Source organism: Pantoea sp. ME81 (assembly GCF_903970985.1).
In the GTDB taxonomy this organism is placed as follows: domain Bacteria; phylum Pseudomonadota; class Gammaproteobacteria; order Enterobacterales; family Enterobacteriaceae; genus Pantoea; species Pantoea communis.
The window spans coordinates 1-23361 of the sequence record NZ_CAJCKS010000076.1; the positions used below are offsets into that span (position 1 = coordinate 1).

The window sequence follows — 23361 nt, forward strand, 5'->3', positions numbered from 1 at the left end:
ACTCAGGTGAGCCTGACGCCAGATAAAAAAGGCATCTACATCACTGTGAACATCAACGAAGGCGATCAGTATAAGATTGCCGGCGTGATCGTGAACGGCAGCATGGCGGGCCACTCTGCGGAAATCGAAAAGATGACGCGTATTCCATCGGGTGAGCTGTACAACGGCACCAAAGTCACCCAGATGGAAGACGACATCAAAAAACTGCTGGGTCGTTATGGCTATGCCTATCCGCGTGTGGTGACACAGCCGGAAATTAACGATGCAGACAAAACCGTTAAACTGCATATCAATGTGGATGCCGGTAACCGTTATTACGTGCGTAAAGTGCGCTTCGAAGGTAACGATACGTCGAAAGATTCCGTGCTGCGCCGTGAGATGCGTCAGATGGAAGGCGCATGGTTGGGCAGCGACCTGGTTGATCAGGGTAAAGAACGCCTGAACCGCACCGGTTACTTTGAAACCGTTGATGTGGACACCCAGCGCGTGCCAGGTTCTCCGGACCAGGTCGATGTCGTCTACAAGGTGAAAGAGCGAAACACCGGTACCTTCAACTTTGGTGTAGGTTACGGTACTGAAAGTGGCGTCAGCTTCCAGGTGGGTGTGACCCAGGACAACTGGCTCGGTACCGGTAATACCGTTGGCATCAGCGGTACCAAAAACGATTACCAGACCTACGCTGAATTCTCACTGACCGATCCGTACTTTACCGTCGACGGCGTGAGCCTGGGGGGTCGTTTATTCTATAACGACTTTAAAGCGAATGATGCTGACCTGTCTGACTATACCAACAGAAGTTATGGTGTGGACGGCACGTTAGGCTTCCCGGTTAATGAGAACAACACGCTGCGTGTGGGCCTGGGTTACGTGCATAACGACCTGTCCAACATGCAACCGCAGATTGCGATGTGGCGTTATCTTGACTCGGTTGGCCGCCATCAGGAGTTGAATGATAAAGGTGATTTCTCTGCAGATGATTTCACCTTCAACTACGGTTGGACATACAACACGCTGGACCGTGGTTTCTTCCCGACCAGGGGTAACCGTACCAATCTGAACGGCAAAGTGACTATTCCAGGTTCCGATAACGCCTTCTACAAAGCGACGTTGGATTCTCAGCAATACGTGCCACTGAACCGTGATGGCACCTGGGTGGTGCTGGGACGTGGCCGTGTCGGATATGGTGACGGGCTCGGTGGAAAAGAGATGCCGTTCTATGAGAACTTCTACGGCGGTGGTTCAAGTACGGTTCGTGGCTTCCAGTCCAATACCATTGGTCCGAAAGCGGCTTACCTGAACGATCACTCCTCCACCTGTAATCTGACCGATGCTAATGGCGTCTGTAAGTCAGATGATGCAGTAGGTGGTAACGCGATGGCCATTGCCAGCCTTGAGCTGATCACGCCAACGCCGTTCCTGAGCGAGAAATACGCTAACTCAGTCCGTACATCGGTGTTCATGGATGCCGGTACTGTCTGGGATACCAAATGGCAGAACACCGCAGAAACCCGTGCGGCGGGCATTCCGGACTACAGCGATCCGAATAACATTCGTGTCTCTGCCGGTATTGCGCTGCAATGGATGTCGCCATTAGGTCCGCTGGTATTCTCATATGCTCAGCCGATGAAGAAAGTCGAAGGAGACAAGTCAGAGCAGTTCCAGTTTAACATTGGTAAAACCTGGTAAGGCTCTGAACAAGGAAGTGAAAATACCGTCTTGCATCCGTGTCGCGCTCTGTCGTGACACGCTGCAAACACACACGTTGAGGTAAGGAGTTTATAGTGAAAAAGTTGTTCTGTGCTGCTGCTCTGGGTGTTGCTTTAGCTGCTTCTGCGGGTGCCCAGGCGGCCGATAAAATCGCCGTCGTGAACCTGAGCCAGGTATTCCAGCAGTCTCCGCAGCGTGCCGCTGTTGCTAAACAGCTTGAGGGCGAGTTCTCAAGCCGTGCTTCTGACCTCCAGGCGCAGCAGCAGAAAATCCAGGGTGAAATCCAGGATCTGCAGCGCAATGCGTCAACCATGAAGGCCAGCGACCGCACCAAGAAAGAGAAGCAGATTGCTTCTGAGCGTGCTGCTTTTGAACAGAAAGCGCAGGCTTTCGACAAAGACAACCAGACTCGTCAGATGCAGGAGCGTAACAAGCTGCTGGCTAAAATCCAGACCGCTGTTCAGTCTGTAGCGAAAAGCGATGGTTACGATCTGGTGCTGGATTCTCAGGCCGTTCTGTACTCTTCTGCTGATGCTAAAGACATCACTGCTGACGTTGTAAAACAGGTTAAATAATCGATGTCATCAATTCGACTGGCTGATTTAGCCCAGCAGTTGGATGCAGAATTGCACGGAGATGGCGATATCGCCATCTCCGGCATTGCTTCTATGCAATCCGCCACCACTGGTCAAATCACTTTTCTTGCAAACAGCCGCTACCGCGAGCAGCTCGCTCATATCCAGGCTTCAGCCGTGGTGCTGACGGAAGCGGATCTGGAGTGGTGTAAAACCGCTGCCCTGGTGGTGAAAAATCCTTACCTAACGTACGCTCGCATGGCACAACTGCTGGACACAACGCCGCAGCCCGCGCAGAATATCGCGCCCAGTGCGGTGATCGATCCGACAGCGACGCTGGGTAAGAACGTTTCGGTGGGCGCGAATGCGGTGATCGAGTCTGGCGTTGAGCTGGGCGACGACGTCGTGATTGGCGCAGGATGTTTTGTCGGTAAGCAGACGCGTATCGGTCGCGGCTCACGTTTGTGGGCTAACGTGACGATTTACCATGAGATCGAGATTGGTCAGGATTGTCTGATTCAGTCGGGTACCGTGATCGGTGCCGATGGTTTCGGGTATGCTAACGACCGTGGCAATTGGGTGAAAATTCCACAGCTGGGAACCGTGGTAATTGGTGATCGCGTTGAAATTGGTGCTTGTACGACTATCGATCGCGGTGCACTGGATAACACTCTGATCGGCAATGGTGTTATCATAGACAACCAGTGTCAGATTGCGCACAACGTTGTGATTGGAGATAACACGGCCGTTGCGGGCGGTGTGATCATGGCGGGTAGTCTGAAGATTGGACGTTATTGTATGATTGGCGGCGCCAGCGTCATTAACGGCCATATGGAAATCTGTGACAAAGTGACCGTAACGGGCATGGGCATGGTAATGCGCCCGATCACAGAGCCTGGGGTATACTCATCGGGTATCCCACTGCAACCCAACAAAACCTGGCGTAAAACGGCAGCGCTGGTGATGAATATCGATGAAATAAGCAAACGCTTAAAAGCCATCGAACGTAAGGTCGGCAAAGACGACTAAACGCATCGCTTGCTACCCGCTTTCATAATAAAGCAGCGTGCCTTTTTACAACTTCGGCTTAACCCGAAAGCGTTAAAAGGTCTCTCAGGAAAGCGTTACGCCACCGAACTGATTTGCGGCCTGCGGAGGATCATTTTGATCTGTGCAGGCCGTGTTATTATTGCCATCAGATTTTTTAGGACAGGAAGAGTATTTTGACAACTGAAACGCATACTCTGAAAATCGAAGAGATTTTAGAACTGCTGCCGCACCGCTATCCGTTCTTGCTGGTTGACCGCGTGCTGGAATTTGAAGAGCATAAATATCTGCGTGCGGTGAAGAACGTTTCTGTTAATGAACCGTTTTTCCAGGGACACTTCCCTGGTAAGCCGATTTTCCCAGGCGTTCTGATTCTGGAAGCAATGGCGCAGGCAACCGGTATTCTGGCGTTCAAAAGCGTTGGAAAACTGGAACCCGGCGAGCTGTATTACTTCGCCGGTATCGACGAAGCCCGCTTCAAACGTCCAGTGGTACCGGGCGATCAGATGATTATGGAAGTCACCTTCGAGAAAACTCGTCGTGGTCTGACGCGCTTCAAAGGCGTGGCAACGGTAGACGGCAAGATTGTCTGTGAAGCGACCATGATGTGTGCCCGTAGCCGGGAGGCATAATTAGTGATTGATTCAACCGCCAATATTCATCCCAGTTCCGTCATTGAAGAAGGTGCCGTCATCGGCGCCAATGTTCACATCGGCCCGTTCTGCTTTGTCGGCGCTAACGTGGAAATTGGTGAAGGTACGGTGCTCAAATCGCACGTGGTGGTGAATGGCCACACGCGTATCGGTAAAGATAATCAGGTCTATCAGTTTGCTTCGATTGGTGAAGTGAACCAGGACCTGAAATATGCCGGTGAACCGACCCGTGTTGAAATCGGCGATCGCAACCGCATCCGCGAGAGCGTCACCATTCACCGTGGTACGACGCAGGGTGGCAACCTCACCAAAATCGGCAGTGATAACCTGCTGATGGTCAATGCGCATATCGCGCATGATTGCGTCATTGGTAACCGTTGCATCTTTGCCAACAACGCCACGCTGGGTGGCCATGTCACCGTGGATGATTTCGCGATTATCGGCGGGATGACGGCAGTCCACCAGTGGTGCACCATTGGTGCACACGTGATGGTTGGCGGTTGTTCAGGCGTTGCGCAGGATGTCCCACCGTACGTTATTGCGCAGGGCAACCACGCGACCCCGTTCGGTATCAACATCGAAGGCCTCAAACGCCGTGGCTTTAGCAAAGAAGCACTGCACGCGATTCGCAATGCGTACAAACTGCTGTATCGCAGTGGTAAAACGCTGGATGAAGTGAAACCAGAGATTGAAGAGCTGGCAAAACAACACAGCGAAGTGCAGCCTTTCTATGACTTCTTTGCCCGTTCGACGCGTGGATTGATTCGTTAATCCATGTCAGTGCGTCCCTTAACGATTGCCCTGGTCGCCGGAGAAACCTCCGGCGATATTCTTGGTGCAGGTCTTATCCGTGCGCTCAAAGCGCGTCATCCCGATGCCCGCTTTGTCGGCGTTGCCGGTCCGCTGATGCAGGCTGAAGGCTGTGAAGTCTGGTATGAAATGGAAGAGCTGGCGGTGATGGGCATTGTTGAAGTGCTCGGCCGCTTGCGCCGCTTGCTGAAAATTCGCAAGGATTTAACGCAGCGCTTCACCGAACTCAAGCCGGATGTGTTTGTTGGCATTGATGCGCCAGATTTCAATATCACATTGGAAGGCAGCCTGAAGCGCGCAGGAATTCGCACCATTCATTACGTCAGTCCTTCCGTGTGGGCATGGCGACAAAAACGCGTGTTCAAAATTGGCCGCAATACCAACCTGGTACTGGCGTTTCTGCCGTTTGAAAAAGCGTTTTACGATCGATTCAACGTACCTTGCCGCTTTATCGGCCATACCATGGCAGATGCCATGCCGCTGCAGCCAGACAAATCTGCGGCGCGACGTGAGTTAGGCATCGCGGAGGATGCGATCTGTCTGGGCTTGCTGCCGGGTAGCCGTGGTGCAGAAGTGGAAATGCTGAGTGCGGATTTCTTGCGTGCGGCGCAGTTATTGCGTCAGCGTTATCCCGCGCTGGAAATCGTGGTGCCGCTGGTCAATGCCAAACGCCGCGAACAGTTTGAACAGATTAAAGCTGAAGTGGCACCCGAGCTACCGATGCATTTGCTGGATGGCAAAGGCCGTCAGGCGATGATCGCCAGCGATGCGGCGATTCTCGCATCCGGCACTGCTGCGCTGGAGTGCATGCTGGCGAAGTGTCCGATGGTGGTCGGTTACCGCATGAAACCTTTTACCTTCTGGCTGGCGAAGCGTTTGGTGAAAACGCCGTACGTTTCACTGCCCAATCTGCTGGCGGGTCGGGAGTTGGTCAAAGAGCTGTTGCAGGAAGAGTGCCAGCCAGAGGCACTGGCGGCTGCGCTGGAACCTCTGTTGCATGCCGGACCAGAGCGCGATGACCTGCTGAACACCTTCAACGAGTTGCATCAACAGATTCGCTGGAATGCTGATGAGCAAGCCGCGGACGCCGTACTGGAGATTGCCAATGACTGAGTTTATCTACCCAAACGCACAGCGCATTGCTGGCGTGGATGAAGTGGGGCGAGGTCCGCTGGTAGGCGCCGTTGTCACTGCAGCAGTCATCCTCGACCCCGCGAATCCGATTAAAGGGCTGGCCGACTCAAAGAAGCTTTCCGAAAAGCGTCGGCTGGCGCTGTATGATGAGATCAAAGAGAAAGCGCTAGCCTGGAGCCTCGGCCGTGCGGAGCCTGAAGAGATCGACCAACTCAACATTCTGCACGCCACTATGCTGGCGATGCAGCGTGCGGTAGCGGGTCTGCCTGTTACGCCTGATTTTGTGTTGATCGATGGCAACCGTTGTCCGGCATTGCCCATGCCATCGCAGGCGGTGGTGAAGGGCGATAGCCTGGTACAAGAGATCAGTGCAGCCTCGATCATCGCGAAAGTCACGCGTGATCGTGAAATGGCCGAGCTGGATCTGTTGTTCCCGGAATATGGATTTGCCCAGCACAAAGGTTACCCAACTGCGTTGCATATGGAAAAATTGACGCAGTTTGGTGCCACGCCACATCATCGCCGCAGCTTTGCACCGGTGCGAAATGCCCTGATTGATGCTGATGTGCTGGCCGCGCGTCAGCCGACTGCGCTTTAATAGCCTGACGCTGTTTTAATCGGAAACTGATATGGCTGAACCTCGTTTTATACATCTGCGCGTACACAGCGACTATTCGATGGTCGATGGCCTGGCGAAAACTAAGCCATTGGTCAAGAAGGCGGCTGCGCTGGGTATGCCGGCGATTGCGATTACCGATTACATCAACCTTTGCGGGTTGGTGCGTTTTTACGGCAGTGCGCACGATGCAGGCATCAAACCGATTATTGGTGCGGATTTCCACGTCGCCAGCGAGTTGATGGGCGATGAGCTGACACAACTCACGGTCCTTGCCGCCAACAACACCGGTTATCAGAACCTTACGTTGTTAATTTCCCGTGCCTATCAGCGTGGATATGGCATTGCCGGACCGATTATTGACCGTGACTGGCTGGTCGAACTGGGTGAAGGCATCATTCTGCTCTCCGGTGGACGCAAGGGCGATGTTGGCCGCAGTCTACTGCGCGGCAACAGTGCGCTGGTGTCGCAGTGCCTCAGTTTCTATCAGGAACATTTCCCCAATCGTTATTACCTCGAGCTGACGCGTACCGGACGCGCCGATGAAGAGGCTTATCTGCATGCCGCCGTTGAGTTAGCGATTGCCGAAGGTGTGCCGGTGGTGGCCACCAACGAAGTCTGTTTCCTCAACGAAGAAGATTTTGACGCCCATGAAATTCGCGTGGCGATTCATGATGGCTTCACGCTGGACGATCCAAAACGCCCACGTCATTACAGTCCTCAGCAATATATGCGCAGCGAAGAGGAGATGTGCGAGCTGTTCTCGGACATCCCGGAAGCGCTGGAAAACAGCGTAGAGATTGCTAAGCGTTGTAACGTCACGGTACGCCTGGGTGAATACTTCCTGCCGCAATTCCCCACCGGGGAAATGACGACTGAAGATTTCCTCGTCATGAAGTCTCGTGAAGGGCTGGAAGAGCGTCTGGAATTCCTGTTCCCGGATGACAAGGTGCGTGCAGAGAAGCGGCCAGAATATGATGAACGTCTTGAGATTGAACTTAACGTTATCAACCAGATGGGCTTCCCTGGCTACTTCCTGATCGTCATGGAGTTTATCCAGTGGTCGAAGGATAACGGTATCCCGGTTGGGCCGGGCCGTGGCTCGGGTGCTGGTTCTCTGGTCGCGTATGCGCTGAAAATCACTGACCTCGACCCGCTGGAATTTGACCTGCTGTTCGAACGCTTCCTTAACCCGGAACGTGTCTCCATGCCCGACTTCGACGTCGATTTCTGCATGGAGAAGCGCGATCAGGTGATCGATCACGTTGCCGAGATGTATGGGCGCGAAGCGGTTTCGCAAATCATCACCTTCGGTACCATGGCGGCGAAAGCGGTTATCCGCGACGTAGGACGTGTGCTGGGGCATCCGTATGGCTTTGTGGATCGCATCTCCAAATTGATCCCGCCGGATCCCGGCATGACGCTGGAAAAAGCCTTTGAAGCGGAACCGCAGCTGCCGGAAATCTACGAGGCAGATGAAGAGGTCAAAGCGCTGATCGATATGGCGCGCAAGCTGGAAGGTGTCACACGTAACGCCGGTAAACACGCCGGTGGTGTCGTTATCGCACCGACCAAAATTACCGATTTCGCACCGCTCTATTGTGATGAAAACGGCCAGTTCCCGGTCACTCAGTTTGATAAGAATGATGTGGAATACGCCGGCCTGGTGAAGTTTGACTTCCTCGGCTTGCGCACGCTGACCATCATTGACTGGGCGCTGAAGATGATTAACCCGCGCCGCGCCAAAGAAGGGTTGGAGCCGATTGATATCGCCGCCATCCCGCTGGATGACAAGAAAAGCTTCGATATGCTGCAACGCTCGGAAACCACAGCGGTTTTCCAGCTTGAATCACGCGGCATGAAAGATCTGATCAAGCGTCTGAAGCCGGACTGCTTTGAAGATATGATTGCACTGGTGGCACTGTTCCGCCCGGGACCGCTGCAATCGGGCATGGTTGATAACTTCATTGACCGTAAGCACGGCCGTGAAGAAATTTCGTACCCGGATATTCAGTGGCAGCACGAAACCCTGAAGCCGGTACTGGAACCCACCTACGGCATCATCCTGTATCAGGAACAGGTGATGCAGATCGCTCAGGTGCTGTCGGGTTATACCCTGGGTGGCGCGGATATGCTGCGCCGTGCAATGGGTAAAAAGAAACCCGAAGAGATGGCCAAACAACGTTCGGTGTTCCAGGACGGTGCAGAAAGCATGGGTGTTGACGGTGAACTCTCGATGAAGATCTTCGATCTGGTAGAGAAGTTTGCGGGTTATGGCTTTAACAAGTCGCACTCGGCAGCCTATGCTTTAGTGTCTTACCAGACGCTGTGGCTGAAAGCGCACTACCCGGCAGAATTTATGGCAGCGGTAATGACCGCCGATATGGACAACACCGAGAAGGTCGTTGGCCTGGTGGATGAGTGCTGGCGCATGGGCCTGAAAGTGCTGCCGCCCGATATCAACTCTGGCTTGTATCCGTTCCATGTGAATGATGAAGGCGAAATCGTCTATGGTATCGGCGCCATTAAAGGCGTGGGTGAGGGGCCGATTGAAGCCATCATCGAAGCACGTAATGAAGGCGGCTACTTCAAAGAGTTGTTTGATCTCTGCGCTCGCACCGATACGAAAAAGATTAACCGTCGTGTGATGGAAAAGCTGATCATGTCGGGAGCTTTTGATCGCCTCGGTCCGCATCGTGCTGCCTTGATGAGCGCGCTCAGCGATGCATTGAAAGCTGCGGATCAGCACGCAAAAGCGGAAGCGACCGGACAAGCAGATATGTTTGGCGTGCTGGCCGAAGAGCCTGAACAGGTGGAGAAGTCATACACCAACATCACGCCATGGCCGGAACAGATTCAACTGGACGGTGAGCGTGAGACGCTGGGTTTGTATCTCACCGGCCACCCAATTAATCAGTATCTTAAAGAAATTGATCGCTACGTTGGCGGCATGCGCCTGAAGGACATGCATCCGACGGATCGTGGTAAAGTAACCATCGCGGCGGGGCTGGTGATTGCCGCTCGCGTGATGGTCACGAAACGCGGCAACCGAATTGGTATTTGTACTCTCGACGATCGCTCTGGTCGTCTGGAAGTGATGTTATTTACCGATGCGTTAGATAAATACCAGCAGTTGCTGGAGAAAGACCGTATCCTGATCGTCAGTGGACAGGTCAGCTTTGATGACTTTAGCGGTGGCCTTAAAATGACCGCTCGAGAAGTGATGGACATCGACGAAGCGCGGGAAAAATACGCGCGCGGACTTGCTATCTCGCTGACGGACAGGCAAATTGATGACCAGCTTTTAAACCGTCTCCGCCAGTCTCTGGAGCCTCATCGCTCCGGGACCATTCCGGTGCATCTCTATTATCAGAGAGCAGATGCGCGGGCGAAGCTGCGCTTTGGTGCAGCGTGGCGTATTTCGCCCAGCGATCGTTTACTCAACGATTTGCGGTCGTTAGTAGGATCGGAGCAGGTGGAACTGGAGTTTGACTAAAACAGGAACATTATGAGTCTTAATTACCTGGATTTTGAACAGCCAATCGCAGAACTGGAAGCGAAAATCGACTCGCTGAAGTCAATTGGCCGTTCGGATGAGAAACACGATATTAATCTGGATGAAGAAGTGCAGCGTCTGCGCGAAAAAAGCGTTGAGCTGACCCGTAAAATCTTCTCCGATTTAGGTGCATGGCAGGTTGCGCAGCTCGCGCGTCACCCGCTGCGCCCTTACACGCTGGACTATGTCCGCAACGCGTTTGATGATTTCGATGAGTTGGCTGGCGACCGCGCTTATGCCGATGACAAAGCGATTGTCGGCGGTATTGCCCGTCTTGATGGTCGTCCGGTGATGGTCATTGGCCATCAGAAAGGCCGTGAAACCAAAGAGAAAATCCGTCGTAACTTCGGTATGCCAGCACCAGAAGGCTATCGTAAAGCGCTGCGACTGATGGAAATGGCTGAACGCTTCAAAATGCCACTGATCACCTTCATCGACACCCCGGGTGCATACCCTGGTGTGGGCGCCGAAGAGCGTGGACAATCAGAAGCCATCGCACGCAACCTGCGTGAAATGTCAGGTCTGAAAATTCCGGTCATCTGTACCGTGATTGGCGAAGGCGGTTCCGGTGGTGCGCTGGCAATTGGCGTGGGCGACAAAGTGAACATGCTGCAGTACAGCACCTACTCGGTGATTTCACCGGAAGGCTGCGCGTCAATCCTGTGGAAAAGCGCCGATAAAGCGCCATTAGCTGCGGAAGCGATGGGCATCACCGCCGATCGCCTGAAAGAGCTGAAGCTGATCGATTCGATCATCCCTGAACCATTGGGCGGCGCGCATCGTCAACCAGTGGATATGGCGGCAAGCTTGAAAAAGCAACTGCTGGCGGATCTGGCCGATCTCGACGTGCTGAGCACGGAAGAGCTGCTTAACCGTCGTTATCAGCGCCTGATGAGCTATGGCTACGCGTAAGCTGGCTTGCTCATGAAGAAAAGCGGACACCGGTCCGCTTTTTTATGCCCGCTAATTACTGAGCGAGATCGTTCAGACGGCTATGAATTGGGCAGCCATGACGTTCTAACCGGGCAGAGAAGGTTAGCCCGATGAGCAAAGCGTCCGGTCCATGGACGGCCCGGCCGATCTGCATGGATGCGTTGTTCCTTTGCGATCGGGCTGGCCTTTGCTGGCCCTGGCACCCAATTGACAGCAATCCCCCCTAAACAACAACACCGCATTCCAGAACATTCCCCTCTCACTTTTCGCTATCCTTATTCAGTGCCATAACACCACAGGAGGTGAGCATTGAATATTATCGCGATCATGGGACCGCACGGCGCGTTCTACAAAGATGAACCGATTCGTGAACTGGACGCAGCCCTCAAACTGCAAGGGTTCCAGACCGTCTATCCCAACAATGCCAGCGACCTGCTGAAACTGATAGAACACAACCCGCGTATCTGCGGCGTGGTTTTTGACTGGGACGATTACAGTCTGGCGCTGTGCAGCGACATCAACCAGCTCAACGAATATCTGCCGCTGTATGCCTTTATTAACACCCATTCGCAGATGGATGTCAGCATTAACGAAATGCGCATGGCGCTGCAATTCTTTGAGTACGCGCTCAATGCCGCTGACGACATCGCATTGCACATTCGGCAGTACACCGATGAGTACATCGATAAAATCATGCCGCCGCTCACCAAGGCGCTGTTCACCTATGTGAAAGAGGGCAAATACACCTTCTGTACGCCAGGCCACATGGGCGGCACCGCCTTCCAGAAAAGCCCGGTGGGCAGCCTGTTCTATGACTTCTTCGGTGCAAACACGCTCAAGGCGGATGTCTCCATCTCCGTCACCGAACTGGGGTCTCTGCTCGATCACACTGGCCCGCACCTCGAAGCAGAAGAGTATGTGGCACGTACTTTTGGCGCTGAACAAAGCTATATGGTGACCAATGGCACCTCAACCTCGAACAAAATTGTTGGGATGTATGCCGCGCCGGCAGGTAGCACGGTATTGATCGATCGTAACTGCCACAAGTCACTCACCCATCTGCTGATGATGAGCGACATCATCCCGATTTGGCTCAAGCCGACGCGTAATGCGCTGGGCATTTTAGGGGGGATCCCGCAGCGGGAATTCACACGCGACAGCATTCAGCAGAAAGTTAATCAGACACCACGCGCCAGTTGGCCGGTGCATGCCGTCATCACCAACTCCACTTACGATGGCCTGTTGTATAACACCCAGTACATCAAAGAGACGCTGGATGTGCCGTCGATTCATTTCGATTCGGCTTGGGTGCCGTATACCAACTTTCATCCCATCTACAGCGGCAAAAGTGGTATGAGCGGGGAGCGTATTCCCGGCAAAGTGATTTATGAAACGCAGTCGACGCACAAACTGCTGGCGGCGTTTTCGAAGGCCTCGCTGATTCACATCAAAGGTGATTACGACCACGACACCTTTAATGAAGCCTACATGATGCACACCACCACATCACCGAGTTACGCGATTGTCTCATCGATTGAAACGGCGGCGGCGATGCTGCGCGGTAATCCGGGAAAGCGATTGATCAATCGCTCAGTTGAGCGCGCTTTGCACTTCCGTCGTGAGATTCAGCGACTGCGTGAAGAGTGCGATGGCTGGTTCTTCGACATCTGGCAGCCTGAGCAGATCGATGAAGCTGAGTGCTGGCCGATCCAGCCAGGCGAAGAGGACTGGCATGGATTCACCCATGCCGATCGTGATCACATGTACCTCGATCCGATCAAAGTCACCATCCTGACGCCCGGAATGAGTGAATTGGGGAAAATGGCGGATGAAGGCATTCCTGCGGCGCTGGTGGCGAAGTTCCTCGATCAGCGCGGCGTGGTGGTAGAGAAGACCGGGCCGTACAATTTGCTGTTCCTGTTCAGTATCGGCATCGATAAAACCAAAGCCATGAGCGTGCTGCGTGGTCTGACTGAATTCAAACGCGCCTACGATCTTAATCTGCGGGTGAAAAACATGCTGCCGGATCTCTACGCGGAAGACCCCGACTTCTATCGCAATATGCGTATCCAGACATTGGCGCAGGGCATTCATAATCTGATTCAACAACACGATCTGCCACGCCTGATGCTTAAGGCTTTCGACGTTTTACCTGAATCAAAAATGACGCCGCATCAGGCCTTCCAGCGCCAGGTGCAGGGGCAAGTCGAAACCGTCGATATCCGTGAGTTAGTGGGCCGGGTCTCTGCCAACATGATTCTGCCTTATCCTCCGGGCGTGCCGTTGGTGATGCCTGGCGAGATGATCACGGAGGAGAGTCGCGCGGTGCTCGATTTTCTGCTGATGCTCTGCACGATTGGACGGCACTATCCTGGATTTGAAACCGATATCCATGGTGCAACGCTGACCGACGATGGGCGCTATCTGGTGCGCGTGCTCCGTGAGGAAAACAGCCGTTAACTTCGGACAATTGCCTCTTTTCAGCGCGCTACCGAGCACGTAGGCTTAGCGGCTGATTCTTTAGGAGCCGCTATGCTGCAGATAAAACAGATCCACCACATTGCCATTATTGCCACCGATTATCAGCGCAGTAAGGCGTTTTACTGTGACGTGTTAGGTTTTGATTTGCTGGGTGAGTATTACCGCGCCGAGCGTGATTCGTGGAAAGGGGATCTGGGACTGAACGGGGTTTATACCATCGAACTGTTCTCGTTCCCCTCGCCGCCGCCACGCGTCAGTGGGCCGGAAGCCTGCGGTCTGCGTCATCTGGCGTTTTGTGTTGATGATGTTGAACAGTCGATTGCCGCGTTGGCTGCGAAAGGCGTGGAGTGCGAACCCATCCGCATTGATGCCCTGACCGGCAAAGCGTGCACTTTCTTTACGGATCCAGACGGTTTGCCGCTGGAGCTCTATCAAGCGTAAACTAGCCACCGCTGCGGGCCGCAATCAGGCGGTTCGCGTTGACGGATTACGCTATGTCCTTTTCCCATCTTGCTTCGTTACTGAAACCCGACGCCCGCTGTGTGCTGGCGTTCAGTGGCGGGTTGGATTCCACCGTACTGCTGCATCAGCTGGTGAGCTGGCAACGCCTGATGCCACAGCTGCAGGTGCGCGCGTTGCACGTCCATCATGGATTAAGCCCAAATGCGGAGCGCTGGGCGTCACATTGCCTGCAAATCTGTCAGCAGTGGCAGATTCCCTGCGAAGTGTTGCGCGTTCAGGTGGATGGTCGTGTAAAGGGCATTGAGGCGGCGGCCCGTGAAGCACGCTATCAGGCGTTATTGCAACAGCTGCAACCCGGTGAGCACTTACTTACGGCTCAGCACCTTGACGATCAGTGTGAAACGCTGTTGTTGGCGTTAAAAAGGGGCAGTGGTCCAGCAGGATTGGCGGCGATGCCCATCCAGCGTCAGGTGGGAAAACATTCGCACCTGCGCCCGTTGCTGGATATCAGTCGTCAGCAACTCGAAACCTATGCGACGGAGCACCGCTTACGCTGGATCGAGGATGAAAGTAACGCCGACAGCCGCTATGACCGTAATTTTCTTCGTCAGGACATTCTGCCGTTGCTGCAGACGCGCTGGCCACATTTTAGCGCCGCCAGCGCCCGCAGTGCCGCGTTGTGTGGTGAGCAGGAACAATTGCTGGATGAACTGCTGGCAGAACAGTTGGCCCAGCTCACTGATGAACAGGGCGCACTGCATTTTCCGCCATTGCTGACGATGAGCGAAGCGCGGCGCCATGCGCTTTTGCGTCGCTGGATTGCACAGCAGGGCGGCGCGATGCCTTCACGTGATGCCTTAAAACGTATCACCGATGAAGTGATGTGTAGCCGTGAAGATGCCAATCCCAGCCTGAGTTTTGCTGCCTTTACACTCCGCCGGTATCGACAGCGGCTGTATTGGCTTAACGCGCATGCATCGCTGAGTCAGCACTCGCTAACCTGGCATGATCGTGAACAACTGCTGCGGCTGCCCGAGAATTTAGGCGTATTACAGGCAAACCCGGCGATCGCCACCTTGCGTCATCCCACCGAGGACGAATCGATCAACGTTCGTTTTCAGGCCAGCGGCTATTATCATCTGCTGGGCCGCGCCGGAGGCCGCGAGATAAAAAAATTGTGGCAGGAATTAGGTGTGCCACCCTGGCAGCGGGAGCGTATCCCCTTGATTTACTACAACCAGACGCTGATCTGTGCACCGGGAATCTTTGTCACCCACGAAGGTGCGGCCAGTCATGAGCAAGGCTGGCAAGCGATCTGGTTACAACAACAATAAGATGGAGAGCAATGATGAAACACTGGATGGCGGCAGCATTGCTGGCCGCAGCGTTGCCGGCTTTTGCCGACGGCGATGTGAATGCAGGCGCGCAAAAAGCAGCAACCTGCCTGGCGTGTCATGGTGCGGAAGGGAAAAGTGCTGTGCCGCTTTATCCCAATCTTGCCGGGCAACATGCGCCTTACCTGCTGCACTCCTTGCAGGCATATAAAAAAGGGGAGCGTAGCGGTGGTCAGGCAGAAGTGATGAAAGCGTTTGTGGCAGGATTGAGCGATCAGGATATGGAAGATTTATCGGCGTATTACAGTTCGCTGAAGCCGTAAGCGAGGGGGGCGGGATAGCATTCCCGCCCGAATGTGGTAGTTATTCGTCTTCGCTAACGATGACGGTGCCCAGCTCGGGATGACTGAAGCTGGCGATATGGTCAAGACGCAGTTCGCGGGTTTCACCGGAGAGATCGACCGTCAGGTACTCCACGTTTTTACGTGAGACCATGTCAACGGCTTTCGCCTTAAGCTGATCGCCGTTTTTTAACTGCAAAGACAGCGTCCAGTGTTTGGTGCAGGCGAGCTCGAGGCTATCGTAGTCATCGCAGTTGATGGGTTTGTAGGCTTCATTCGTCAACATAGTCGCTCACCAATAAGTTAGCAGCAGCGTAAGCTGCTTGTTCCCTGACAGAAGAGTTTAGCGCAGAATTAGCGGCAATATCGTTGAGTGCGTTTAGCGCGCAACCTATCGCGTCTGGCACATACCCCAGGTCGCCACTGCCGATTTCGGCATACTTCTGGCGAACTAACTCACAATACTTTTGCACATACACCTCCTCAGCAGAGCTTAAATACTCTGGTTGATAAGCGACTATATCACAGGATTTTCATGGAAATCAGCCAGGGGAAGCCGCGATCTGTGCAAAGAAAAGTGTAAAAGTGACACACAGCGCTGGCCTTAAGCAGGAAGGCGGCGCACAAAAGGTTAAGTTGATGAACAGGTTATTCCGCGACACAACATCGTTCTTAAAGGCAGGTGACAGATGATCGTGCTGTCGCGTTCAGTTTCACTTGCAGACAACGAGGTCGAGCTCAGTGCCATTCGTGCACAAGGTGCGGGCGGGCAGCATGTGAATAAAACGTCTACTGCTATCCATCTGCGTTTTGATATCCATGCCTCTTCGCTGCCACCGTTCTACAAGGAACGCCTATTGGCTGCGAGCCACCATTTGATTACGGCAGAAGGCGTGGTGATCATCAAATCTCAGGAGTATCGCAGCCAGGAAATGAATCGCGAGGCGGCCCTGCAGCGGCTGATCAATCTGATTCGTGAGTTAACCACGGTGGAAAAAACCCGGCGGGCGACACGACCCACGCGTGCATCTAAAGAGCGGCGGCTCGAGGGGAAATCACGGCGCAGTAATGTGAAAGCGATGCGGGGAAAAGTGCAATGAAAAACGCCTCCAGCTGGAGGCGTTTTAGTCTTACTTGTTCAGCGCTTTTGCCAGGAACTCGACAATATCGTGCTGTTTGATCATTTGCTTCTCGCTGGATGAACGCGACTTGTACTCGATCTCTTCGTTATCGAGGTTACGGTCACCGATGACGATAGTATGTGGCACGCCAATCAGTTCCATATCAGCGAACATCACGCCTGGGCGCTCTTTGCGGTCATCCAGAATCACATCAATGCCTTTGGCACGCAGCTGGCTGTAAAGCTCTTCAGCCAACTCTTTCACACGGAACGATTTCTGCATGTTCATTGGCAAAATCGCCACTTCGAACGGTGCCAGCGCGGCTGGCCAGATGATGCCGCGTTCGTCATGGTTCTGCTCAATGGCCGCGGCGACAACACGGGTGATACCAATGCCGTAGCAACCCATGGTCATGATCTGGTTGCGGCCCTCTTCACCCTGTACTGCCGCTTTCATTGCGTCAGAGTACTTGGTACCCAGCTGGAAGATGTGACCGACTTCGATACCACGTTTGATTTGCAGCGTGCCTTTGCCATCCGGGCTTGGATCGCCTTCGACAACGTTACGGATATCTTCTACGCGCGCTTCTGGCAGATCGCGCAGCCAGTTGATGCCGGCAAAGTGCTGACCATCAATGTTGGCGCCTGCAGAGAAATCGCTCATCTTGGCAACGGTGCGGTCAGCAATCACAGGCATGCTTAGACCAACCGGGCCGATAGAACCAAAACCTGCGCCAACGGCGGCGCGAATCGCTTCTTCACTGCCCATCTCCAGCGGAGAGGCAACGATATCCAGATGCTCGGCTTTGATTTCGTTGAGTTCATGATCGCCGCGAACCAACAAGGCAACCAGCGCATGGCCGCTCTCTTCCGCACCTTTCACAATCAGCGTTTTCACGGTTTTTTCTACCGGGATCTGATGTTGCTCAACCAATTCGGCAATCGTTTTGGCGTTTGGCGTCGCGAACTGCGTCATCGCCTGAGTCGCAGCCGGACGTTCGCCCGCTGGCGCCAGTGCTTCGGCTTTTTCGATGTTAGCGGCGTAATCGGATTCGCTGGAGAAGATCACATCATCTTCACCGCTCTGCGCCAGCACCTGGAATTCGTGAGAGCCGCTACCGCCAATCGAACCGGTATCCGCTTGCACCGCACGGAAATCCAGCCCCATACGGCTGAAGCTCTGGCTGTAAGCGCGATACATCGCATCATAGGTTTCCTGTAAGGATTCCTGTGAGGTGTGGAAGGAGTATGCATCTTTCATGATGAACTCACGTGAGCGCATCACACCAAAACGAGGGCGCACTTCGTCACGGAATTTGGTCTGGATTTGATACAGATTCAGCGGCAGCTGCTTGTACGAGCTCAGCTCGTTGCGGATCAAATCGGTGACCACTTCTTCGTGAGTTGGACCCAACACGAACGGACGCTCGTGACGATCTTTAATGCGCAGCAGTTCTGGGCCGTACTGCTCCCAACGGCCGCTCTCTTCCCATAAATCGGCAGGCTGAACCACCGGCATGGAGATCTCAATCGCACCCGCGTTGTTCATCTCTTCGCGTACGATGTTTTCAACTTTTCGCAGCACGCGAACACCGGTCGGCAGCCAGGTATAAAGACCAGAAGCCAGTTTACGGATCATACCGGCGCGCAGCATCAGCTGGTGGCTGATCACTTCCGCATCGGATGGCGTCTCTTTCAGAGTAGAGAGCAGATATTGAGTAGTACGCATTGATTACGATTCCAGTTGTACGGAAGGACACGGACAATAAATTTTCTGGCGGCTAGTGTACCAGCGAGATCATTCACTCAAAAGCTTGTTTTAGCGTGGATCGAGAGCGATCACTTCTGTGCCGATCTCATCGATACGCCAGCGCACGTTAAAGTCGAGTAGCCAGGCAGCATACTCACGATCTTCCGCTTCACCTTTACGGTAAGCGGGGCGGGGATCCTGCGCTAAAACGTCAGCGATAAAACGTGCCAGATGGGGATAGTTCTTCTGCTGCTGGATTTGGTTTTGCGCCAGAGCAGAGAAACGCACGGGCATGGTGGCATCCGGTGCGCTCTGCGCGAAGCCGGCGCGGGCATCGGGCAGGGCTTCAGCAAACGGCAGGTAGGGTTTGATATCGACTACCGGTGTGCCATCGACTAAATCCAGACTACCGAGTTGCAGAATCACCTGCTGCTTTTCACATCGAATGCCTTTCAATTCGACCAGCGACATGCCGATGGGGTTAGGGCGAAAGGTGGATCGGGTGGCGAAGACTCCCATGCGTGCGTTGCCACCTAAGCGAGGAGGGCGTACGGTTGGGCGCCAACCGCCTTCCATGGTCTGATGGAAAACAAACAGCACCCAAAGATGGCTGAAGGCTTCAAGCCCGCGCACCGCTTCTGGCTGATTATAAGGCGGCAACAAGTGCAGCTCGCCGCCGCCATCCTGAACTAGTCCAGGCTGGCGCGGTACGGCAAATTTTTCTTTCCACGGCGAACGAATGACGCCGATTTGCGCAAAGGCAAAATCACTCATTGATTGGAAACTTTCAGTGCTGAGCCCTGGCAAATTGCCTGGCGATAACAGCCCGGCGTGCTGGTGACGATTTCGCATTTATGCAGCAATATCGCGTTCGCTTTCATCCCGGCAGCTTTAATCTGCAGACGCTTACGCGCGGTATTGATATTCGGTGGCGAATCCTGGCTGCTGCTTTGGCAATCATCGGCAGAGACTTCGCCCAGATCGCGGAACGGATTACTGACCAGATCGGTGGCATCGGTATAAATTTTTACCGGTGCAGGACGTGGAGCAGGCTTACGTTCTGGTTCGCTGGATGATGGTTGCGGGCGGGCGGGAGCACTGCTTATTGGGTGATATTCATGGACACACCCGGTTAGCATCAATGCTAACAAGCAGAGCGGTAAAAAACGCATGGCAACATCCTCAGTAGTAAAAAGTGGCGTTATTGAAACAAGGACGGGATTAAATAACAAGTCAGCAAAAAGAAAGGGCGGCCGAAGCCGCCCTGGATGGCATCAAAGGCGAAAATTACCAGCCTTTAACTGCACCACCGTTGAAGATTTTGTTCGCGGCTTCAGAAACTTCATCAGACTGATATGCCTGAACAAATTTCTTCACGTTTTCCGCATCTTTATTATCTTCACGGCTGACGATCAGGTTCACGTAAGGAGAATCTTTATCTTCGACAAAGATGCCATCTTTCGCAGGTGTCAGGCCAATCTGGCTGGCGTAAGTGGTGTTGATCACCGCCAGCGCAATCTGCTGATCGTCCAGTGAACGTGGAAGCTGTGGTGCTTCCAGCTCAACAATCTTCAGGTTTTTAGGGTTCTCAACAATATCCAGAGAGGTTGGCAGCAGGCCCACGCCATCTTTCAGTTTGATCAGGCCGACTTTCTGCAGCAGCAGCAGTGAACGACCGAGGTTGGTTGGATCGTTAGGAATCGCAACCTGTGCACCGTTTTGCAGTTCATCCAGTGATTTGATTTTCTTTGAATAGCCAGCAATCGGATAAACGAAGGTGTTACCCACTGGCACAAGCTTATAGCCACGGTCTTTGATCTGCTGATCCAGATAAGGCTTATGCTGGAAGGCGTTAACATCGATATCGCCTTTGCTTAATGCTTCGTTCGGCAGCACGTAATCGTTAAAGGTCACCAGCTCAACATCCAGACCGTATTTCTCTTTAGCGACCTTCACTGCGGTTTCAGCAACCTGCTGCTCAGCACCGACAATCACACCCACTTTGATGTGGTTTGGGTCTTTAGCTTTCTGATCGCATCCTGCCAGCGCAATTGCGCCAATCAGAGCACCCACAGCGGCAATCTTTTTAAATGTGAAAGACATATCCCTTCCTTAATAGAGGACTATTGATGTTGTTTACTTATTTATGTGACACAGCACGGACAATGCGGTCGCCACAGAATTGAATGAGATACACCAGAACAACCAGCAAAATCAGCACGGTATTCATCACAGTGGCGTTATAACCAATGTAACCATACTGATAGCCAATCTGACCCAAGCCACCTGCGCCGACCGCGCCACCCATGGCGGAATAGCCGACCAGCGTAATCAGAGTAATTGTAGCGGCATTCACCAGACCCGGCAGGGCTTCTGGCAGCAGCACTTTACGTACGATCTGCAGGGGAGTCGCGCCCATCGCGCGTGAGGCTTCGATTAAACCGGTTGGCAACTCTAACAGCGCATTCTCGACCATACGCGCAATGAAAGGTGCGGCGCCGACTGTCAGTGGCACGATTGCAGCCTGCAAACCAATGGAGGTGCCGACAATCATGCGCGTGAAAGGAATCATCCACACCAGCAATATAATGAAGGGGATTGAACGGAAGATATTCACCACCGCTGAGAGCACGCGATAAAGTGTGCCATTGGCCAGAATTTGCCCTGGGCGAGTGACATACAGCAGCACGCCGACGGGCAGGCCGAGTACAAAACCAAAGAAACCAGAGACGAAGGTCATCATCAGCGTTTCCCAGACGCCACGCGTCAGTAACCACAGCATCGCTTCAGACATAACCCAGTACCTCTACTTTCACATGATTTTCTTTCAGCCAGGCAATCGCTGCCTGTGTGTCTGTTTCACTGCCATCCATCTCGGCCAGCATGATGCCGAACTTCACGCCTCCGGCATAATCCATCTGGGCACTGATGATGTTGTTATTCACATTGAAGCGACGAGCAGCTTCTGACAGCAGCGGCGCATCTACTGATTTGCCGGTGAACTCCAGACGCAACAGCGGGACGCTTTCAGCTGTGGCTTGCGGTGTCATACGTTGCTGGTAATCGTCTGGGATATCCAGATGCAGCGTCGATTGAATGAATTGCTGAGCCAGTGGCGTTTTAGGATGTGAGAACACTTCACTGACGCTGTCTTTCTCAATCAGTTCGCCATTACTGATAACAGCAACCTGATCGCAGATGCGTTTCACCACATCCATCTCATGAGTGATCAGCAGAATAGTGATCCCCAGACGGCGGTTGATGTCTTTCAGTAACTCTAAGATGGAACGCGTGGTTGCTGGGTCGAGGGCGCTGGTGGCTTCGTCGCACAGCAAAACTTTTGGATTCGTGGCCAGCGCACGCGCAATCGCCACACGCTGTTTTTGTCCACCCGAAAGATTCGCAGGCCAGCTGTCGTGCTTGTCCGCCAGTCCAACTAACTCCAGCAGTTCCGTTACGCGGTTTTTGATCTGCTCACGTGACAGGTTGCCCAATTCAAGCGGCAGCGCAACGTTACCGGCTACGGTACGTGAGTTCATTAGATTGAAGTGCTGGAAAATCATGCCAATCTGACGGCGTGCCAGCGTCAGTTTTGAGGAGGAGAGGGCAGTCAAATCCTGACCATCAACCAGAACGCGTCCTGATGTTGGACGCTCAAGCAAGTTAACGCAGCGGATCAGCGTACTTTTACCGGCACCGGAAGAACCGATGACGCCATAAATCTGTCCAGCAGGCACGTGCAGGCTGACGTTGGAAAGCGCCTGAATGGTGCGTGAACCTTGCTGGAACACTTTGGTAATGTTTTCGAGTTTAATCATTAGTTTAATAGTTATCGTGTTACGTTGTCCGTGGTGTATCGGGTTTCACGCGATTGCGCTGCGTGAAATTTGGATGGATGTTAAGGCATCCAGACGGCTAAATCAATCGAAGTCATTCAATCTGCCATTCTCTCTATATATGCAATCATGCGATACTGTGCGGCATTATTTGCAGCAGGAGTTTCTACGTGTCGAATAAAGTCCCCGCTATTTTCCTGGATCGTGATGGCACCCTGAATGTCGATCATGGTTATGTTCACGAAATCGATAATTTTGAATTCATCGATGGCACCATTGAAGCGTTACAGGTGCTAAAGAAGATGGGCTTCGCGCTGGTACTGGTGACCAACCAGTCCGGTATTGCGCGCGGCATGTTTACCGAAGACCAGTTTATGCAGCTCACCGAATGGATGGATTGGTCGCTGGCGGATCGTGATGTCGATCTTGATGGCATCTATTTCTGTCCTCATCTGCCAGATGCAACAGTAGAAGAGTATCGCCAGGTATGTGATTGCCGTAAGCCGCAGCCGGGTATGCTGCTCTCTGCGCAGAAGCATCTGAACATCGATATGACTGCTTCTTATATGGTAGGTGACAAAATAGAAGATATGCAGGCAGCAGCAGCAGCAGGTGTGGGCACGAAAGTGTTGGTGCGTACTGGTAAGCCGGTCACCGCTGAAGGCGAAAATGCAGCAGATTGGGTGCTTAACAGCCTGTCAGAGCTGCCTGGACGCATTAAAAAGGGCTGATTTAGGCGGTTTTGTGCAATTTTCAAGCGAACGAATAAAAACTTGAAAATTGCCCTTGCGCTTCCTCAGAACCTGCCTATAATGCGCCACCACTGAGACGGCAAAGCGGCAACGCAGACGGCTCAGCAGGGAGTGAAGAAATTCATCCCACCGGAGAAAAACGCTGAAAAAAGTGTTTGACTCTGAAGGAGGAAAGCGTAATATACGCCACCTCGCAACAGCAGCTTAAGGCGCTGATTGCACCGCTCTTTAACAATTTATCAGACAATCTGTGT

The 23361-nt window shown here is 53.3% G+C and carries 23 protein-coding genes; 15 read left to right on the forward strand and 8 right to left on the reverse strand.

The annotated features are described in order from the left end of the window. The 13 genes from bamA to H7A81_RS14955 form a co-directional block, all read left to right on the forward strand. A partial coding sequence (gene bamA, locus H7A81_RS14895; RefSeq protein ID WP_182057902.1) for an outer membrane protein assembly factor BamA occupies window positions 1–1686 on the forward strand: 1686 nt, incomplete at its 5' end. Between the two features lie 95 nt (window positions 1687–1781). Then, window positions 1782–2282: an OmpH family outer membrane protein gene (locus H7A81_RS14900; RefSeq protein WP_034829472.1), complete on the forward strand. Its 501-nt coding sequence runs from the start codon at window positions 1782–1784 to the stop codon at window positions 2280–2282. Window positions 2283–2285: 3 nt separating this feature from the next. After that, window positions 2286–3311, forward strand: coding sequence for a UDP-3-O-(3-hydroxymyristoyl)glucosamine N-acyltransferase (lpxD, locus tag H7A81_RS14905; RefSeq protein WP_045813806.1), 1026 nt, complete (start codon window positions 2286–2288; stop codon window positions 3309–3311). 194 nt (window positions 3312–3505) lie between these two features. Further along, window positions 3506–3961: a 3-hydroxyacyl-ACP dehydratase FabZ gene (fabZ, locus tag H7A81_RS14910; RefSeq protein WP_013507953.1), complete on the forward strand. Its 456-nt coding sequence runs from the start codon at window positions 3506–3508 to the stop codon at window positions 3959–3961. A gap of 3 nt (window positions 3962–3964) precedes the next feature. Beyond that, a complete protein-coding gene (gene lpxA, locus H7A81_RS14915) occupies window positions 3965–4753 on the forward strand; it encodes an acyl-ACP--UDP-N-acetylglucosamine O-acyltransferase (protein WP_182057903.1) in 789 nt (262 codons plus the stop codon). A 3-nt stretch (window positions 4754–4756) separates the two neighbouring features. After that, complete coding sequence (lpxB, locus tag H7A81_RS14920; RefSeq protein WP_058962062.1) at window positions 4757–5905, forward strand: lipid-A-disaccharide synthase; 1149 nt, start codon at window positions 4757–4759, stop codon at window positions 5903–5905. Continuing rightward, complete coding sequence (gene rnhB / locus H7A81_RS14925) at window positions 5898–6524, forward strand: ribonuclease HII (RefSeq protein WP_034829460.1); 627 nt, start codon at window positions 5898–5900, stop codon at window positions 6522–6524. Before lpxB ends, rnhB begins: the two co-directional genes overlap by 8 nt. Before the next feature lie 31 nt (window positions 6525–6555). Then, the gene (gene dnaE / locus H7A81_RS14930) at window positions 6556–10038 is read left to right on the forward strand and encodes a DNA polymerase III subunit alpha (protein WP_058962060.1); all 3483 of its coding nucleotides are present in this window, start codon (window positions 6556–6558) and stop codon (window positions 10036–10038) included. A 12-nt stretch (window positions 10039–10050) separates the two neighbouring features. Then, the gene (accA, locus tag H7A81_RS14935) at window positions 10051–11010 is read left to right on the forward strand and encodes an acetyl-CoA carboxylase carboxyl transferase subunit alpha (protein ID WP_034829454.1); all 960 of its coding nucleotides are present in this window, start codon (window positions 10051–10053) and stop codon (window positions 11008–11010) included. 330 nt (window positions 11011–11340) lie between these two features. Beyond that, window positions 11341–13491: a lysine decarboxylase LdcC gene (locus H7A81_RS14940; RefSeq protein ID WP_182057904.1), complete on the forward strand. Its 2151-nt coding sequence runs from the start codon at window positions 11341–11343 to the stop codon at window positions 13489–13491. Window positions 13492–13563: 72 nt separating this feature from the next. Beyond that, entirely contained in the window at window positions 13564–13953 is a 390-nt protein-coding gene (locus tag H7A81_RS14945) for a VOC family protein (protein ID WP_182057905.1), read from the forward strand. Window positions 13954–14006: 53 nt separating this feature from the next. Next, window positions 14007–15308 carry a tRNA lysidine(34) synthetase TilS gene (gene tilS, locus H7A81_RS14950; protein WP_182057906.1) on the forward strand — a complete coding sequence of 434 codons (1302 nt, stop codon included), beginning with the start codon at window positions 14007–14009 and terminating at the stop codon, window positions 15306–15308. Window positions 15309–15322: 14 nt separating this feature from the next. Beyond that, window positions 15323–15631 carry a cytochrome c gene (locus H7A81_RS14955; protein WP_034829444.1) on the forward strand — a complete coding sequence of 103 codons (309 nt, stop codon included), beginning with the start codon at window positions 15323–15325 and terminating at the stop codon, window positions 15629–15631. A 40-nt stretch (window positions 15632–15671) separates the two neighbouring features. On the opposite strand, the gene rof is transcribed toward H7A81_RS14955, so the two are convergent. Further along, the gene (gene rof / locus H7A81_RS14960) at window positions 15672–15935 is read right to left on the reverse strand and encodes a Rho-binding antiterminator (RefSeq protein WP_034829442.1); all 264 of its coding nucleotides are present in this window, start codon (window positions 15933–15935) and stop codon (window positions 15672–15674) included. Then, window positions 15922–16122 (reverse strand): YaeP family protein, encoded by a 201-nt coding sequence (locus H7A81_RS14965; protein WP_013507964.1) that lies wholly within the window; start codon window positions 16120–16122, stop codon window positions 15922–15924. The genes rof and H7A81_RS14965 overlap by 14 nt, the downstream gene beginning before the upstream one ends. A 216-nt stretch (window positions 16123–16338) precedes the next feature. Between H7A81_RS14965 and arfB the strand changes: the two genes are divergently transcribed. Further along, on the forward strand, window positions 16339–16749 hold the full coding sequence (arfB, locus tag H7A81_RS14970; protein WP_038648886.1) for an alternative ribosome rescue aminoacyl-tRNA hydrolase ArfB: 411 nt from the start codon (window positions 16339–16341) through the stop codon (window positions 16747–16749). A gap of 30 nt (window positions 16750–16779) precedes the next feature. Here arfB and proS read toward each other — a convergent pair whose 3' ends face one another. The 6 genes from proS to metN all read right to left on the reverse strand — a co-directional run bounded on the left by proS (window position 16780) and on the right by metN (window position 22337). After that, window positions 16780–18498 carry a proline--tRNA ligase gene (gene proS, locus H7A81_RS14975; RefSeq protein ID WP_097118395.1) on the reverse strand — a complete coding sequence of 573 codons (1719 nt, stop codon included), beginning with the start codon at window positions 18496–18498 and terminating at the stop codon, window positions 16780–16782. Between the two features lie 90 nt (window positions 18499–18588). Next, on the reverse strand, window positions 18589–19293 hold the full coding sequence (tsaA, locus tag H7A81_RS14980) for a tRNA (N6-threonylcarbamoyladenosine(37)-N6)-methyltransferase TrmO (protein ID WP_034829435.1): 705 nt from the start codon (window positions 19291–19293) through the stop codon (window positions 18589–18591). Continuing rightward, on the reverse strand, window positions 19290–19691 hold the full coding sequence (gene rcsF, locus H7A81_RS14985; RefSeq protein ID WP_034829432.1) for an Rcs stress response system protein RcsF: 402 nt from the start codon (window positions 19689–19691) through the stop codon (window positions 19290–19292). Before rcsF ends, tsaA begins: the two co-directional genes overlap by 4 nt. Before the next feature lie 115 nt (window positions 19692–19806). Then, window positions 19807–20622 carry a MetQ/NlpA family lipoprotein gene (locus H7A81_RS14990; protein ID WP_034829430.1) on the reverse strand — a complete coding sequence of 272 codons (816 nt, stop codon included), beginning with the start codon at window positions 20620–20622 and terminating at the stop codon, window positions 19807–19809. 37 nt (window positions 20623–20659) lie between these two features. Then, window positions 20660–21313, reverse strand: a complete 654-nt coding sequence (locus H7A81_RS14995; protein WP_034829428.1) for a methionine ABC transporter permease MetI — start codon at window positions 21311–21313, stop codon at window positions 20660–20662. Further along, complete coding sequence (gene metN, locus H7A81_RS15000) at window positions 21306–22337, reverse strand: methionine ABC transporter ATP-binding protein MetN (protein ID WP_166934138.1); 1032 nt, start codon at window positions 22335–22337, stop codon at window positions 21306–21308. Before metN ends, H7A81_RS14995 begins: the two co-directional genes overlap by 8 nt. A 188-nt stretch (window positions 22338–22525) precedes the next feature. On the opposite strand from metN, the gene gmhB reads away from it, so the two are divergent. Next, window positions 22526–23086, forward strand: a complete 561-nt coding sequence (gene gmhB / locus H7A81_RS15005; RefSeq protein ID WP_097118398.1) for a D-glycero-beta-D-manno-heptose 1,7-bisphosphate 7-phosphatase — start codon at window positions 22526–22528, stop codon at window positions 23084–23086. Window positions 23087–23361: the final 275 nt, after the last annotated feature.

Bases quoted from the DNA above. Each gene is read 5' to 3' on its own strand.
- H7A81_RS14955 (WP_034829444.1), top strand. From the start codon at position 15,323: ATGAAACACTGGATGGCGGCAGCATTGCTGGCCGCAGCGTTGCCGGCT.
- metN (WP_166934138.1), bottom strand. From the start codon at position 22,337: ATGATTAAACTCGAAAACATTACCAAAGTGTTCCAGCAAGGTTCACGC.
- tsaA (WP_034829435.1), bottom strand. From the start codon at position 19,293: ATGAGTGATTTTGCCTTTGCGCAAATCGGCGTCATTCGTTCGCCGTGG.
- dnaE (WP_058962060.1), top strand. From the start codon at position 6,556: ATGGCTGAACCTCGTTTTATACATCTGCGCGTACACAGCGACTATTCG.
- H7A81_RS14990 (WP_034829430.1), bottom strand. From the start codon at position 20,622: ATGTCTTTCACATTTAAAAAGATTGCCGCTGTGGGTGCTCTGATTGGC.
- tilS (WP_182057906.1), top strand. From the start codon at position 14,007: ATGTCCTTTTCCCATCTTGCTTCGTTACTGAAACCCGACGCCCGCTGT.
- rof (WP_034829442.1), bottom strand. From the start codon at position 15,935: ATGTTGACGAATGAAGCCTACAAACCCATCAACTGCGATGACTACGAT.
- accA (WP_034829454.1), top strand. From the start codon at position 10,051: ATGAGTCTTAATTACCTGGATTTTGAACAGCCAATCGCAGAACTGGAA.
- arfB (WP_038648886.1), top strand. From the start codon at position 16,339: ATGATCGTGCTGTCGCGTTCAGTTTCACTTGCAGACAACGAGGTCGAG.
- H7A81_RS14945 (WP_182057905.1), top strand. From the start codon at position 13,564: ATGCTGCAGATAAAACAGATCCACCACATTGCCATTATTGCCACCGAT.
- proS (WP_097118395.1), bottom strand. From the start codon at position 18,498: ATGCGTACTACTCAATATCTGCTCTCTACTCTGAAAGAGACGCCATCC.
- H7A81_RS14995 (WP_034829428.1), bottom strand. From the start codon at position 21,313: ATGTCTGAAGCGATGCTGTGGTTACTGACGCGTGGCGTCTGGGAAACG.
- rcsF (WP_034829432.1), bottom strand. From the start codon at position 19,691: ATGCGTTTTTTACCGCTCTGCTTGTTAGCATTGATGCTAACCGGGTGT.
- lpxB (WP_058962062.1), top strand. From the start codon at position 4,757: ATGTCAGTGCGTCCCTTAACGATTGCCCTGGTCGCCGGAGAAACCTCC.
- rnhB (WP_034829460.1), top strand. From the start codon at position 5,898: ATGACTGAGTTTATCTACCCAAACGCACAGCGCATTGCTGGCGTGGAT.
- lpxD (WP_045813806.1), top strand. From the start codon at position 2,286: ATGTCATCAATTCGACTGGCTGATTTAGCCCAGCAGTTGGATGCAGAA.